Here is a 15,932-nt window from a genome sequence, read left to right as displayed (position 1 = left end):
TATTTTAGCATATTATTTCTTTTTTTATCAAGTAAAAACCGCTTATTTCACAAAATAATTTGATATATAAATAATTTAATAATCAAATAATTGTATTAAAAAAGTGGAAAACTAGCGATAATTGCTAACTTTCCACTACTTTTCAACAAGTGCTTCAAAAATCTGTGTCAAATTGTCAACCAATCGATTTGCCTTGCTTTGGTTCATTCCAAATAACTTATCCTCAATTGCCCAGACATGTAAGTCAGCAGAAATACCTGCTTGAATGCCTTTTTCACTATCCTCAATAACCAAAATATTATCCTGATTCGTTCTTAATTGCCGAGCAGCTTCCTGATAAATAGCTGGATGAGGTTTTCCTTTTGGAAACTCTTCCCCCGATAAAATAACTGAGAAGTACTCTCTCATCTTTGTATCGTCTAAAGCCTTTAAAATATCATGTTTTGTTGAACTTGATGCTAAGCCCAAACGATAACCATTATCATAAAGCTTCTTAATCACTTCAAAAGTATCTGCAAAAATTAAGTCCTTATAAGGAAGTGGGTGATTATGCTTATAAGTTGTATATTCTTCTTGCAATTGGTGAATATCCCAATTTTCATAATCATCACGTAAAATATCTCGCCAAATTTGTTTCATGTTTCCACCGATAAAAAAACTAAGTGGTAAATGCTTTATACTAATTCCTCTTTCAGCTAAAAATTTTTCACGTCTATGATAATAAAAAGTCTCTGTATCAAATAATACACCGTCCATATCAAAAATAATAGCATTAAAATTTTCCATTCTTTCATTATACTATCTTTTTCTTTTAAAAACTACTGACAAATTTTCAGAATTTTGCTATAATTGTTTACAAATTTATATTTTGGAGAAGTTCATGAAAGTAATCAAATTTGGTGGTAGCTCGCTCGCTTCTGCTGAGCAACTCAAAAAAGTATTGAACATTGTTAAATCAGACTCAGAACGACGCTTTGTCGTTGTATCTGCCCCAGGTAAGCGTAACGCTGAAGATACCAAGGTAACAGACGCCCTTATTAAATACTATAAAACATATACAGCTGGCGATGACGTTACTTCTGCGCAAGAATGGATTATCAATCGTTATCAAGCCATGGCAGACGAACTCGGTTTAAATTCTTCTATCGTGAGCAAAATTGCTGGTGCCATTACAAATCTTGCAACTCTTCCTATCGACGGAAATGATTTTCTTTATGATACTTTCCTAGCAGCTGGTGAGGACAATAACGCAAAACTCGTTGCGGAATACTTCCGTAAAAACGGTATTGCTGCTCGTTATGTTCACCCTAGAGAGGCTGGAATCATCGTATCTAGTGAACCAGGAAACGCTCGTATTCTTCCGTCAAGTTATGACAAACTTGAAGAATTACGTGATTCTGAGAAGTCCTTGTTATCCCTGGCTTCTTTGGTGTAACAACTGATGGGCAAATTTGTACCTTCTCACGTGGTGGGTCAGATATTTCAGGTTCTATCGTTGCCGCTGGTGTTAAAGCTGATTTATATGAAAACTTTACTGATGTTAATGGTATTTTTGCAGCCCACCCAGGCGTTGTCCATAAACCTCACACTATTAAAGAGTTGACATATAGAGAAATGCGTGAGCTTGCCTATGCAGGGTTCTCTGTCCTACATGACGAAGCGTTGATTCCTGCTTACCGTGGTAAAATTCCACTTGTCATCAAAAATACTAATAATCCTGACCATCCAGGGACACGTATTACTTTAAAACACAGCGGACCTACAATTCCTGTCATCGGTATCGCTGCAGATGATAACTTCGCAAGTATCAACATGTCTAAATACCTCATGAACCGCGAAGTCGGATTTGGTCGAAAAGTCCTCCAAATTTTAGAAGACCTCAATCCGTTGGGAACACATGCCTACAGGTATCGATGATATGTCAGTTATCGTCCGTGAACGCGAATTAACACCAATCAAAGAACAAGAAATTATCTCTACCTCACACGAGAGTTAGGTGTTGATGAAGTTGATATCGAGCACAATCTTTCAATCATCATGATTGTTGGTGAAGACATGAAAAACCATATCGGGGTAACTGCTACAGCAACCAAGGCTCTTTCAGATAAACACATCAACCTTGAAATGATTTCTCAAGGTTCAAGTGAAGTTTCTGTCATGTTTGTAACCCAAACAGAACAAAAAAACAAGCCGTCCGCTCTTTATATAATGCTTTCTTCATAGGAGACCAAGACTAATTCTACACACGAAACTCTGAGACAATAAAATCTCAGAGTTTTATTTTTTATGATAAACCTATTCCGTAGCAATGATATGACGGCCCAGGTTCTTGGCAATATCAGAAACAGAGTTGCCATTTTTTACATAAGCCTCTATTATAACAAGCTTATTTGTGATAAGATAACTTTTTATGTCTAACTTAATTTTACAAATTAGGGATTCAAACCTTGTTACCACAAAACAAACTCAAAGACTTTTGGAAACAGCTTTCAGTTACCTTTGATAATTAATTTTGAAAGAATGAACGTTCCAAAACAAACTTACAACTCCTCTGTAAAAGGGGGAAATGAAGATTGATATTCATTTGATTATATTAACCAACTTAACAACACGTTCATTTAATTACGAAGCGCTAAATCATCTTGACATTCCTAACAACAATGGAAATATCGCCATTTCTGTCCATACCTATGAATTATATTCATGAACAATAGATAGCAGCGAAAGCCACAAAGACCACGGTAATAACAAATACAGTAGCTATAATCTAGATACTCTAACATCATCATGAATGACTTTACAAAGATTCAAAGCGAAAAAATGCTCCAATTACTATCAGTAAATTGGGGGCCTCAGATTTCAACAATACAGACGAATGCGTTGGGCAAAAGAGTACATGGCTCAGCTACTAGCATTGACTTTTGTGTGTCCTTTGGGATAATAATGCTGATAATGACTACTCATCAAGCGAGAGTTTCGGATTTATTAGCCGTTCAACAAACAAACTTTATGACAGTTTCAACACTCATTAACTATGCCAAAAGAATAGCTCAACTGATGCTAGCAGTACTGGTGATAATTCTTTCAGAAAAAGACTATCCTTTGAACAATTTGTTTGCTGCCAATGGAGCAAGCTACCAATCACAAGAAATTCCTAATGCTCTAAACTACATTAACATTGAAGCTAACACTAATAAATATGGCTTTGTTTAGAAGAAATCTATTGCTAACTTCTCTCTTAAACTTCAAGAAACGATACGAAACACTTTGCAAAAGGGAAAGACAGCCATAAAGTGAAACATCGAAAACTGACGAATGATTTTTTAAAATATGAACAGCATCAAGAAACGTTTGTAGAATACAGTAGTTTTTCGAAGACCGATACAAACGCTACCTTTATGCAGATAAAAGAAACAATATGGAGTTGGGACTTTTTTACTAAATGATTAACTCAAAGCAAGCGACAATCTTCAAATTAACACAGAAAATCAATTTGTTCTCCATTATAGTATTTTTAAAATCCAACTGATACCAAAACCCCATTTTCATTTTTAGAAACCTATCCGCATGTTTTTAAAAGGATTATCGCTGAGGCAGGTGAATTTACAAATCTCCTGATGGCTAGGAGCATCCATTTTCACACACCTAGATTAGGAAAACAGCAACAGGTTTTGAACAAGAAATCAATATCGTAGTTTACAACCAAATGTTTCCCTCAAAAAGCTATTTATGTCAATGGCAGCTATCAAGAGTTGAAATACCAAGAAAGTCAAGCATTTCTATCTGAAGAAAGCAGTCAGATTTTCGCACAACACAAAGGTAATGTGAAACTGGTCTTCAGCCAGATAAAGGCTCTCAGGTTACAATGTTTGTAACCTGAGAGCAAAAAAAAAATAACCATTAATATAGGATTGGGGCTTACGCCCAATAACCACCTTAAATACAACAGAAACACGAAGAGAACTAAAAAATAGAGACTCATACAAAAGGTGACTCTCTATTTTTTAGTTCTCAATCCTTTTTATCTCAGGCTCTTTTTGCATCTATATTATTCTATAGCCTTGTACTCTCCAAATAATGTTTTCAATATTTAGAAATTATTTTTAAACTCGTTAAAGAAGGGCTCAATCTGGGCTAGAAAAGCCTTTTTTCCCTCAAAGCGTTCCCCACGCATCACCTTCGCCAATTTCTCTCGTGCCTCTATTCCCAGTCGCTGCTCAACCGCTTGCAGCCGCTCCTGATAAGCCACATAATCCGCCAGGTCCAGAAAACTTGTTTGTGCTAAACAATGCCCCACATCACTAATTTCCTCATATGGTAGCTGATTAAACTTGCGTTTCAGGCTTTCCTGATGACGAATCACATCCTTGAGATAGTTGGAAAACTTTGTTTTAAAATAAGAATAAAGGGACAACTCATCCTGCAACACGTCTGGCTTTTCTTGTAAAAGGCGGAAAAGAACCACCCGTCCCTCTTGTAACCAATCATCGTAGTCCCACAGTTTAACAAAATAGTGACGACGCAACTTAAGTACAATCGGTTTAACTTTTTCAAAATAGGCTTCAAATGCTTCCATCATTTTCAAATCTCCTTAGAACTTAATTTCCCTACTTAAAAGGTATCACCATTATAAAAGAAAAGTACAAAAAGACCATGACATTTTTGTCATGGTCAAAAAACTATGAAGTAAGATAAAAAAAGCAACAGCCTAGAACTGTTACTACCGTTTTCTTACTCCGCCAGTAGGACTCGAACCTACGACATCATGATTAACAGTCATGCGCTACTACCAACTGAGCTATGGCGGATAAAAGCTAAGCGACTACCATATCTAACAGGGGGCAACCCCCAACTACTTCAGGCGTTCTAGGGCTTAACTGCTGTGTTCGGCATGGGAACAGGTGTATCTCCTAGGCTATCATCACTTAACTCTGATTGATTATCCAATCAAAATTGAATACCTATATATTCTAACAAGTTTCCGACGCGCTGTCAATTCTTCTCAGTTACTTTGGATAAGTCCTCGAGCTATTAGTATTAGTCCGCTACATGTGTCACCACACTTCCACTCCTAACCTATCTACCTGATCATCTCTCAGGCTCTTACTGATATTAAATCTAGATAATGGGCTTAAAGATGCTTGGCAAGCTACCCAGCGCTTGCCCTTTGGCAAGACAACTGGTACACCAGCGGTAAGTCCACTCTGGTCCTCTCGTACTAGGAGCAGATCCTCTCAAATTTCCTACGCCCGCGACGGATAGGGACCGAACTGTCTCACGACGTTCTGAACCCAGCTCGCGTGCCGCTTTAATGGGCGAACAGCCCAACCCTTGGGACCGACTACAGCCCCAGGATGCGACGAGCCGACATCGAGGTGCCAAACCTCCCCGTCGCATGTGAACTCTTGGGGAGATAAGCCTGTTATCCCCAGGGTTAGCTTTTATCCGTTGAGCGATGGCCCTTCCATGCGGACCACCGGATCACTAAGCCCGACTTCGTCCCTGCTCGAGTTGTAGCTCTCGCAGTCAAGCTCCCTTATACCTTTACACTCTGCGAATGATTTCCAACCATTCTGAGGGAACCTTTGGGCGCCTCCGTTACCTTTTAGGAGGCGACCCGCACCCCAGTCAAACTGCCGTCAGACACTGTCTCCGATAGGGATCACCTATCTAGGTTAGAGTAGCCATAACACAAGGTAGTATCCCACAACGCCTCCACCGAAACTAGCGTCCCGATTTCATAGGCTCCTACCTATCCTGTACATGTGGTACAGATACTCAATATCAAACTGCAGTAAAGCTCCATGGGGTCTTTCCGTCCTGTCGCGGGTAACCTGCATCTTCACAGGTACTAAAATTTCACCGAGTCTCTCGTTGAGACAGTGCCCAAATCATTACGCCTTTCGTGCGGGTCGGAACTTACCCGACAAGGAATTTCGCTACCTTAGGACCGTTATAGTTACGGCCGCCGTTTACTGGGGCTTCAATTCACACCTTCGCTTACGCTAAGCGCTCCTCTTAACCTTCCAGCACCGGGCAGGCGTCACCCCCTATACATCATCTACGATTTAGCAGAGAGCTGTGTTTTGATAAACAGTTGCTTGGGCCTATTCACTGCGGCTGACTTAAAGCCAGCGCCCCTTCTCCCGAAGTTACGGGGCCATTTTGCCGAGTTCCTTAACGAGAGTTCTCTCGCTCACCTGAGGCTACTCGCCTCGACTACCTGTGTCGGTTTGCGGTACGGGTAGAGTATAATTAACGCTAGAAGCTTTCTTGGCAGTGTGACATCACTAACTTCGCTACTTAACTTCGCTCCCCATCACAGCTCAATGTTAGAGATACAAGCATTTGACTCATATCACACCTCACTGCTTAGACGTGCTCTTCCAATCGCACGCTTTAGTTAGCCTACTGCGTCCCTCCTTCACTATATACTCTAGTACAGGAATATCAACCTGTTGGCCATCGGATACACCTTTCGGTCTCTCCTAGGTCCCGACTAACCCAGGGCGGACGAAGCCTTCCCCTGGAAACCTTAGTCTTACGGTGGACAGGATTCTCACCTGTCTTTCGCTACTCATACCGGCATTCTCACTTCTATGCGTTCCAGCGCTCCTCACGGTACACCTTCTTCACACATAGAACGCTCTCCTACCATACCTATAATAGGTATCCACAGCTTCGGTAATATGTTTTAGCCCCGGTACATTTTCGGCGCAGGGTCACTCGACTAGTGAGCTATTACGCACTCTTTGAATGAATAGCTGCTTCTAAGCTAACATCCTAGTTGTCTGTGCAACCCCACATCCTTTTCCACTTAACATATATTTTGGGACCTTAGCTGGTGGTCTGGGCTGTTTCCCTTTCGACTACGGATCTTAGCACTCGCAGTCTGACTGCCGATTATATCTCATTGGCATTCGGAGTTTATCTGATATTGGTAATCCGGGATGGACCCCTCAATCAAACAGTGCTCTACCTCCAAGAGACTTAACATCGACGCTAGCCCTAAAGCTATTTCGGAGAGAACCAGCTATCTCCAAGTTCGTTTGGAATTTCTCCGCTACCCACAAGTCATCCAAGCACTTTTCAACGTGCCCTGGTTCGGGCCTCCAGTGAGTTTTACCTCACCTTCACCCTGCTCATGGGTAGGTCACATGGTTTCGGGTCTACGACATGATACTAAAGCGCCCTATTAAGACTCGGTTTCCCTACGGCTCCGTCTCTTCAACTTAACCTCGCATCATATCGTAACTCGCCGGTTCATTCTACAAAAGGCACGCTCTCACCCATTAACGGGCTCGAACTTGTTGTAGGCACACGGTTTCAGGTTCTATTTCACTCCCCTCCCGGGGTGCTTTTCACCTTTCCCTCACGGTACTGGTTCACTATCGGTCACTAGAGAGTATTTAGGGTTGGGAGATGGTCCTCCCGGATTCCGACGAGATTTCTCGTGTCTCGCCGTACTCAGGATACTGCTAGGGTTTAAGATTATTTCGATTACGAGGCTATTACTCTCTTTGGCTTACCTTCCCAGGTAATTCTTCTATAATCTTGCGTCCCACAACGCAGTCCTACAACCCCGATGTGTAAACACATCGGTTTGCCCTCTTGCCGTTTCGCTCGCCGCTACTAAGGCAATCGCGTTTGCTTTCTCTTCCTGCAGCTACTTAGATGTTTCAGTTCACTGCGTCTTCCTCTTCATTACCTTAACAGTAATGAGTGACATGCTTCACATGCCGGGTTCCCCCATTCGGACATCTCTGGATCAATGTTTACTTACAACTCCCCAAAGCATTTCGTCGTTAGTCACGTCCTTCATCGGCTTCTAGTGCCAAGGCATCCACCGTGCGCCCTTATTAACTTAACCTTATTTTGGTCTATTGACCTTAAACTCATTAAATCACAGCGTTTCGGTTTATTTCTTGTTACTTTCTACAATTATTTCTAATTGTGGAATTTGATATAGATATTCAATTTTCAATGGACAATCACTTTGAATCTTTCGATTCAATGGAGCCTAGCGGGATCGAACCGCTGACCTCCTGCGTGCAAAGCAGGCGCTCTCCCAGCTGAGCTAAGGCCCCACAAGACCTCTCAAAACTAAACAAGACTACCAAACGTGCTTCCGTTTTTCCTTAGAAAGGAGGTGATCCAGCCGCACCTTCCGATACGGCTACCTTGTTACGACTTCACCCCAATCATCTATCCCACCTTAGGCGGCTGGCTCCTAAATGGTTACCTCACCGACTTCGGGTGTTACAAACTCTCGTGGTGTGACGGGCGGTGTGTACAAGGCCCGGGAACGTATTCACCGCGGCGTGCTGATCCGCGATTACTAGCGATTCCGACTTCATGTAGGCGAGTTGCAGCCTACAATCCGAACTGAGATTGGCTTTAAGAGATTTGCTTGCCGTCACCGACTTGCGACTCGTTGTACCAACCATTGTAGCACGTGTGTAGCCCAGGTCATAAGGGGCATGATGATTTGACGTCATCCCCACCTTCCTCCGGTTTATTACCGGCAGTCTCGCTAGAGTGCCCAACTAAATGATGGCAACTAACAATAGGGGTTGCGCTCGTTGCGGGACTTAACCCAACATCTCACGACACGAGCTGACGACAACCATGCACCACCTGTCACCGATGTTCCGAAGAAACTTTCTATCTCTAGAAATAGCATCGGGATGTCAAGACCTGGTAAGGTTCTTCGCGTTGCTTCGAATTAAACCACATGCTCCACCGCTTGTGCGGGCCCCCGTCAATTCCTTTGAGTTTCAACCTTGCGGTCGTACTCCCCAGGCGGAGTGCTTAATGCGTTAGCTGCGGCACTAAGCCCCGGAAAGGGCCTAACACCTAGCACTCATCGTTTACGGCGTGGACTACCAGGGTATCTAATCCTGTTTGCTCCCCACGCTTTCGAGCCTCAGCGTCAGTTACAGACCAGAGAGCCGCTTTCGCCACCGGTGTTCCTCCATATATCTACGCATTTCACCGCTACACATGGAATTCCACTCTCCCCTTCTGCACTCAAGTTTAACAGTTTCCAAAGCGAACAATGGTTAAGCCACTGCCTTTAACTTCAGACTTATTAAACCGCCTGCGCTCGCTTTACGCCCAATAAATCCGGACAACGCTCGGGACCTACGTATTACCGCGGCTGCTGGCACGTAGTTAGCCGTCCCTTTCTGGTAAGTTACCGTCACTGTGTGAACTTTCCACTCTCACACACGTTCTTCTCTTACAACAGAGCTTTACGATCCGAAAACCTTCTTCACTCACGCGGCGTTGCTCGGTCAGGGTTGCCCCCATTGCCGAAGATTCCCTACTGCTGCCTCCCGTAGGAGTCTGGGCCGTGTCTCAGTCCCAGTGTGGCCGATCACCCTCTCAGGTCGGCTATGTATCGTCGCCTTGGTGGGCCGTTACCCCACCAACTAGCTAATACAACGCAGGTCCATCTACTAGTGATGCAATTGCATCTTTCAAGCATCTAACATGTGTTAAACACTGTTATGCGGTATTAGCTATCGTTTCCAATAGTTATCCCCCGCTAGTAGGCAGGTTACCTACGCGTTACTCACCCGTTCGCAACTCCTTCTACTCTAGCAAGCTAAAGTAGTCAGCGTTCTACTTGCATGTATTAGGCACGCCGCCAGCGTTCGTCCTGAGCCAGGATCAAACTCTCATTTAATCTTGTTCTCATTCTGTCACTGACAGATTATTTCTTAACAGGTCGATTTCTCAACCCGCACGTTTGGTTCGTCTTGTTCAGTTTTCAAAGGTCTTTGTCTCTCGTGAGACAACTTCTATATTCTATCAAATCTAAAACAGCTTGTCAACTACTTTTTTAAAGTTTTCTTCAAATCTGTTTCAATCTGATTACTGCTGAACATCTCGGACAACAGCTATATTAGTGTATCATCTCAAACTTACTTTGTCAACTTCTTTTTTAGATTTTCTGTAAGCCTGACTCCTGCTCTCTTACGACAGCTCAACTAGTATACTAAACTTAAGATAAACTGTCAACTACTTCTATCAACTTTTTTAAGTGTGGCTTGTCCCCCTCACGGGGTGTAGTAGAGAATATGACTAAGGAGATTGTGGAAAAGGTGTAGGGGAGGCGTAAAAAGGGCGATTGGAGGCTGAAATTTAGATATACAAAAAAGAGAAGGAAAACCTTCTCTTTGTCTTATAATTCTTTTCTATAAGCTTCTGCTTCTGCTTCTGTACAAAGAACAAAGTGTCCAGGTGTAATTTCACGCATTTCACGTGGTTGGCCATCTAGTTCTACACTTGGATCATACTCTTCATGGATACGATTTCTTTCAGACTCTGGGTCTGGTTCTGGAATTGCAGTCAACAAGCTCTTAGTATATGGGTGAATTGGATGATTATAAACATCATCAGATGTTCCAATTTCAAGCATTTTACCCCAGTGCATAACCCCAATACGATCTGAGATGTATTTAACCATTGACAAATCGTGAGCGATAAAGAGATATGTTAAACCCTGTTCTCTTTGAAGTTTTTGCATAAGGTTAACAACTTGAGCTTGGATTGACACGTCAAGGGCTGAAATTGGTTCATCGGCAATGATGAACTTTGGTTCAACGGCAAGAGCACGAGCGATACCAATACGTTGACGTTGTCCACCTGAAAATTCATGTGGATAGCGTGTTGAATGGTCTTTGTTAAGTCCAACTAAAGCAAGTAAATCTTGAACTTTTTGGTCACGCTCTTCTTTACTGCTAACTAATTTATGGATGTCAAGTCCTTCCGCAACAATGTCACGAATTTTCATACGACCATTAAGACTAGCTTGTGGGTCTTGGAAAATCATTTGAGCATTTTTACGGAATTCGTGCAATTCTTTCCCTTTAAGGTGAGAGATGGTTTCACCATCAAAATCAATTTCACCTTTATTAATATCGTACAATTTCAAAATAGCACGACCAACGGTTGTCTTACCAGAACCTGATTCTCCAACAAGACCGAAAACTTCACCTTCGTAAATATCAAAACTGATATTATCAATAGCTTTACTTCGTTCTTTTTACCTTCGTTAAAAGTCAATGATACATTTTTAAGTTCAACAAGCTTTTTTCTATTTTCAGTCATCAAGCTTTTCTCCCTTCAAGTTCTTTCCATTTTGCCCAACGTTTTTGAATTGGTAATGGTGGTGTTACTTTAGGTGCACGTTCATCTAACAACCATGTAGCTGCAAAATGCGTATCACTAACTTTAAACATTGGTGGTTCTTCCTCGTAGTCAATATCTAAAGCAAACTCGTTACGTGGTGCAAAAGCATCACCTTTTGGTGGATTGAGGAGATCTGGCGGTGTACCTGGGATAGATTGAAGGCTTCCTGCTTCAGTATCTGTTGTTGGCATTGAATTCAAAAGCCCCCAAGTATATGGATGTTGCGGGTTATAGAATACTTCGTCTACTGTCCCATATTCAATAATCTTACCAGCATACATAACAGCAACACGATCAGCCATTCCCGCAACAACACCGAGGTCATGCGTGATAAAGATGATTGATGAGCCACGTTCTTTTTGAATTTGTTTCATTAAATTCAAAATTTGTGCTTGAATAGTTACGTCCAAGGCTGTTGTAGGTTCATCAGCAATTAAAATATCTGGATTTGCTGCCAAGGCAATTGCAATAACAGCACGTTGACGCATACCACCTGACCATTGGTGCGGATAATCATTAATATGTTCTTCTGCGTTTGGAATACCAACATTTTTCATGAGTTCCAAAGCACGTTTTAAAGCTTCTTCTTTAGAAACTTTTTCATGAATCATAATTGGTTCAGCAATTTGTTGACCAATTTTCATTGTTGGATCAAGACTTGTCATAGGGTCTTGGAAAATCATTGCAATTTCATTTCCACGAACCTTAATCCATTCGTCTTCTTTTAATTCTATTAATCTTTTACCTTTAAAATCGATGTCTCCTGTAACTTCTGCATTTGAAGCTGACAAGCCCATCAACGTTTTTGTTGTTACAGATTTACCTGAACCTGACTCACCAACAATGGCAAGCGTTTCGCCTTCTTTTAAGTCAAAGCTGACATCACGAATAGCTTTAATTTCCCCAGCATAGGTATGGAAATCTACACGGAGGTTTTTAACTTGTAAAATTGTTTCTTCAGTCATAGTTTTTCCTCCTAACGATCACCAGATTTTGGATCGAATGCATCACGAAGTCCATCACCTAATAAGATGAAGGCAAGTGAGATCAATACCAAAGCAAGGGCTGGTAAAATAACTTGATAAGGGTAATATTGTAAATATTCTTGGGCATCAGTAATCAATGAACCAAGTGATGCTGTAGGTGGTTTCACCCCAAGGTTGATAGCTGAAAGAACAGCTTCGTACATGATGGCACTCGGAACTGTCATCATGATTTGAACAATAATAATCCCTGAAATATTTGGAAGAATATGTTTAAAAGTAATTTTTGGCGCACTTTCACCCAATGAACGAGCTGCAAGAACAAACTCTTGTTCACGATAAGAAAGTGTTAAGTTACGCACTTGACGAGCCATTGAAGTCCAACCGACAATAGCAATTGAAATGATGATTGATGTGACACCATTACCAAGCAAAAGCCCTAGCATTGTTACAATAACCAAGTTAGGAATTGATGAAATAACTTCAATGATACGTTGCATAATCATATCGACTTTACCGCCGACATAACCTGAAATCAAACCGTATGTTACACCAATCAAAAGGTCAATCAAAGTAGCTACGATTGCGATAAGAAGGGAAATACGAACACCAACAATAATACGTTTGGCAATACTACGTCCCAAATTATCAGTACCTAAAATGAATTTTGTTCCTTCTGGTACACCTTGATCAGCATAAACATCTGTTGCTTCTGTACTCCCAGAATAAGTAATTGTCCCATTCCAGAATGGAAGATTATCGCTAATTTTGGGTGGAAGGTTACGATATGTTGTAACTTCTTTTGTGTTAAATGCATTAGCATCATCACGCGGAACTAACACGACTGAAATCATTGAAAAGACAATCAAGATAGCCAAGAACCACATTGAAACGACAGCTAATTTATTTTTTTTCAAACGACGCCAAGCATCTTGCATGAAAGAAAGAGCAGGCTTTTCGATTTTTTCTTGTGAGCTGGCTGAACCAACACCAACAAGTTTAAATTCTCTATTTTTTTCTGCCATATTATTCTCCTTACTGCAAGCGTACACGAGGGTCAACAATACTTGTTGCAATATCTGTTACCAAAATGGCAACCATCAACATCATTGCATATACAATAGTTGTCCCCATGATTACTGGGTAGTCTTTAGCTGGAATAGATGTGACAAATTGTTGACCAATTCCTGGAATTGAGAAAATTTGTTCAATCAATGCTGAACCTGTCAAAAGGTTTGCTGCCATAGGTCCAACCAAAGTTAAGACTGGAATCATTGAGTTACGGTAAGCGTGCTTACGAGTTACTTGACGTTTAGTCAACCCTTTAGCAGTTGCTAATTGGATATAATCTGAACTCAATGTTTCAATCATTTGTCCCCTGAAGAAACGTGTTACTTGAGCAAATACTGGAATTGCCAAGGCAAGTGATGGCATGACAGTCTGTGCAAATGTTCCCCAACCAGCAAGTGGGAATAGGCTCCATTTGAAACCAAGAAGTACCAAAAGGAAAAGACCGATAATGAATGAAGGCACAGAAATACCTAATGTTGAGATAACACTAAGGACGCCGTCAATCCAGTTATTTTTGTTACGTGCTGAAGCAGCACCAACCAAAATACCAGCAATAAACCCAATAACAAGCGCTTGAACACCAAGTTGGATAGAAACGCCCAAACGTTGTGAAATCAAACGTGATACCGGTTGGTTAATTGATTGGTAACTTGTACCAAAGTCACCGTGAAGAACATTCCAAAGATAAGTAAGGTATTGTTGCCATACTGGCTTATCCAAACCATATTGTTTGTTCATTAGAGCAATCATCTCATCAGTCAGTTTGGGATTATTGTAAGGTGTCCCAGGCATAACTTGCATGAGGAAAAACGATAGGGTGACCACGACCCAGAGTGTTATAAGCAGAATCGCAACACGTTTAAGAATGTATTTTACCATAATATTTCCTTCTCTTTATTGCTTTTGTTGGCAGGAGAAAAAATTTCCTGTCAACAAAAGCAAGAATTGGTCGCAACCAATTCTTGCCCAATATAGTCACTATTAAAGATTAATCCTCTTTATAAGCGTATGTAAAGTCAACTTGTAATCCAGTAGAATTACGAACAAGTCCCTTGATTGATGGGTTTTGAAGTGATTTTGTACTGCGGAAGTAAAGTGGGTTATAGTGAGCATTGTTATAAAGCTCTGCTTCCGCTGTCTTATAATCTTCAGCTGCTGCTGCTGGATCTAAAGCATCTGTTGTAAGAGCTTTTTGATAGGCAGCGTCATAAGTAGCATCAGAAATTTTACCATAGTTATATGAAGAAGTTGAAGTAAATAATCCGTAGAAAGTAGATCCTTCTGGGTAATCACCAGTCCAAAGTGTCATTACAATATCAAAGTTTTGATTTTTTGAATCTTGTAGACGTTGTTTGAAAGTCACAAGTTTTTCTTCAACTGTTAAACCAGGTAGAGCATCTTCCCAAGTTTGCTTGATATAGTCTACTGTCGCTTTAGCAACTGGCGAATCAGAATCTGCTGTAATCGTTAAAGTAACTGAGTCAGTTCCAAGTTCAGCTAAACCTTCTTTAAAAAGCTTAGCAGCTTCTTTTTCATCATAACTATAATCAGCGGCCACATATTTAGACAAATCAGTTCCATCTGGTAACGTTTCTAACCCCGTAGGAGCTAGTGCATTAGCCACTGTAGAACCTGTATCAATAGCTGCTTTGACAATACCTTCACGGTCAGTTGCTAAATTAAGCGCTTGACGAATTTTTGTATTTGTCAAGGCTTCTGTTGAACCTGATTCATTGTAAACCATGTAAGCTGTTGTTGCTTCAGGAACATCTACAACATCATCACGGTTTTTATTAGCGTTGTAGATTGCATCTGTTCCTGAAATGCTAGCTGTATCAAGCTCACCGTCTTTATACATTTGTACGGCTGTGTCAGCTTTCTTAACAGTTTGAACGTTTACTTTCTTCGTTTTAACATTATCAGCATCCCAATAATATTTGTTTTTCACAAGTGTAAATGTTCCACTTGTTCCATTCCAATCTTCAACTGTATATGGACCAGAATACAACGCTTTTTCAGAAGTTGTTGCGTAATCATCTCCAGTTTTTTCAACAAATTCTTTGCTTTGTGGCATAAAGTTAGCGAACGAAAGTAGGCTCATAAACTGTGGCGATGGGCTAGATAGTGTAAAGATGACTTTATTTCCATCAGCTTTGACTCCTAGCTCGTCAACACCTTTTGTTCCAGCAATAACCTCATCAGCATTTAAGACATGTGCATCTGATACAAGATAAGCATACTCTGAAGCTGTTGATGGATCAACAATACGTTGCCATGTATAAACGAAATCTTCGGCTGTTAAGTCACTACCATCAGACCATTTTAAATTATCACGCAATGTTGCTGTATAAGTCAAACCATCATCAGAGACCTCTACTTTTTCAGCCAAATCTGGCTGTAAGTCTCCGTCCTCATCACGACGAAGAAGGTTACTTCCTGAATTCCCGATAGCAATTGATGAATAAGCATCCGTAACTTTCGAAATATCCAAAGTGCTAATTTCTGTTGGTGTATACCAATTAATTTCATCACTACTTGATGATGACGATGAACTACTACCTCCACAGGCTGCTAAAGATGCTGCTGAAAATAGGGTAATCGCCCCCAATCCAATGCGCTTCCATGCTTTACGTTTTAATGACATGTGACGCTCCTCCTGATATTCTCTCTAAAATTATA

General features: G+C 41.1%; 8 protein-coding genes, 2 tRNA genes, 3 rRNA genes and 2 pseudogenes. 3 read left to right on the top strand and 12 right to left on the bottom strand.

Annotated features, from left to right (window positions below; translation table 11 throughout):
* Positions 1–135: 135 nt before the first annotated feature.
* Positions 136–786, bottom strand: coding sequence for an HAD family hydrolase (locus tag E8M05_RS01905; RefSeq protein WP_003063332.1), 651 nt, complete (start codon positions 784–786; stop codon positions 136–138).
* A 94-nt stretch (positions 787–880) separates the two neighbouring features.
* On the opposite strand from E8M05_RS01905, the pseudogene E8M05_RS01900 reads away from it, so the two are divergent.
* From E8M05_RS01900 to E8M05_RS01895, 3 genes and pseudogenes are all read left to right on the top strand, one after another.
* Positions 881–2,237, top strand: a pseudogene (locus E8M05_RS01900) (aspartate kinase).
* 329 nt (positions 2,238–2,566) lie between these two features.
* Positions 2,567–2,707, top strand: coding sequence for a hypothetical protein (locus tag E8M05_RS11205; protein WP_013851467.1), 141 nt, complete (start codon positions 2,567–2,569; stop codon positions 2,705–2,707).
* 80 nt (positions 2,708–2,787) lie between these two features.
* On the top strand, positions 2,788–3,213 hold the full coding sequence (locus E8M05_RS01895) for a hypothetical protein (protein WP_233437508.1): 426 nt from the start codon (positions 2,788–2,790) through the stop codon (positions 3,211–3,213).
* Positions 3,214–4,090: 877 nt separating this feature from the next.
* On the opposite strand, the gene E8M05_RS01890 is transcribed toward E8M05_RS01895, so the two are convergent.
* From E8M05_RS01890 to E8M05_RS01840, 11 genes and pseudogenes are all read right to left on the bottom strand, one after another.
* Positions 4,091–4,576 carry a sigma-70 RNA polymerase sigma factor region 4 domain-containing protein gene (locus E8M05_RS01890; protein ID WP_043910355.1) on the bottom strand — a complete coding sequence of 162 codons (486 nt, stop codon included), beginning with the start codon at positions 4,574–4,576 and terminating at the stop codon, positions 4,091–4,093.
* Positions 4,577–4,734: 158 nt separating this feature from the next.
* A tRNA-Asn gene (locus E8M05_RS01885) sits at positions 4,735–4,808 on the bottom strand.
* A 5-nt stretch (positions 4,809–4,813) separates the two neighbouring features.
* Positions 4,814–4,929, bottom strand: a 5S ribosomal RNA gene (gene rrf / locus E8M05_RS01880).
* A gap of 82 nt (positions 4,930–5,011) precedes the next feature.
* Positions 5,012–7,870 (bottom strand): 23S ribosomal RNA (locus E8M05_RS01875).
* Between the two features lie 144 nt (positions 7,871–8,014).
* Positions 8,015–8,087: transfer RNA gene (locus tag E8M05_RS01870), tRNA-Ala, on the bottom strand.
* A gap of 55 nt (positions 8,088–8,142) precedes the next feature.
* Positions 8,143–9,691 (bottom strand): 16S ribosomal RNA (locus E8M05_RS01865).
* The 16S, 23S and 5S rRNA genes sit together here with 2 tRNA genes alongside, the layout of an rRNA operon.
* 498 nt (positions 9,692–10,189) lie before the next feature.
* Positions 10,190–11,118 (bottom strand): annotated as a pseudogene (locus tag E8M05_RS01860) (ABC transporter ATP-binding protein).
* A complete protein-coding gene (locus tag E8M05_RS01855; RefSeq protein WP_003063311.1) occupies positions 11,118–12,164 on the bottom strand; it encodes an ABC transporter ATP-binding protein in 1,047 nt (348 codons plus the stop codon). The pseudogene E8M05_RS01860 and the gene E8M05_RS01855 overlap by 1 nt, the downstream one beginning before the upstream one ends.
* 11 nt (positions 12,165–12,175) lie before the next feature.
* Positions 12,176–13,207 (bottom strand): ABC transporter permease, encoded by a 1,032-nt coding sequence (locus E8M05_RS01850; protein WP_136596400.1) that lies wholly within the window; start codon positions 13,205–13,207, stop codon positions 12,176–12,178.
* Positions 13,208–13,217: 10 nt separating this feature from the next.
* Positions 13,218–14,132 (bottom strand): ABC transporter permease, encoded by a 915-nt coding sequence (locus E8M05_RS01845; protein WP_003063307.1) that lies wholly within the window; start codon positions 14,130–14,132, stop codon positions 13,218–13,220.
* A 109-nt stretch (positions 14,133–14,241) separates the two neighbouring features.
* Positions 14,242–15,897: a peptide ABC transporter substrate-binding protein gene (locus tag E8M05_RS01840; RefSeq protein ID WP_013851462.1), complete on the bottom strand. Its 1,656-nt coding sequence runs from the start codon at positions 15,895–15,897 to the stop codon at positions 14,242–14,244.
* Positions 15,898–15,932 lie beyond the last annotated feature (35 nt).

The sequence above is a fragment of the Streptococcus pasteurianus genome (assembly GCF_004843545.1).
In the GTDB taxonomy this organism is placed as follows: Bacteria; Bacillota; Bacilli; order Lactobacillales; family Streptococcaceae; genus Streptococcus; species Streptococcus pasteurianus.
This window is presented reverse-complemented; position numbering and strand designations above follow the sequence as displayed.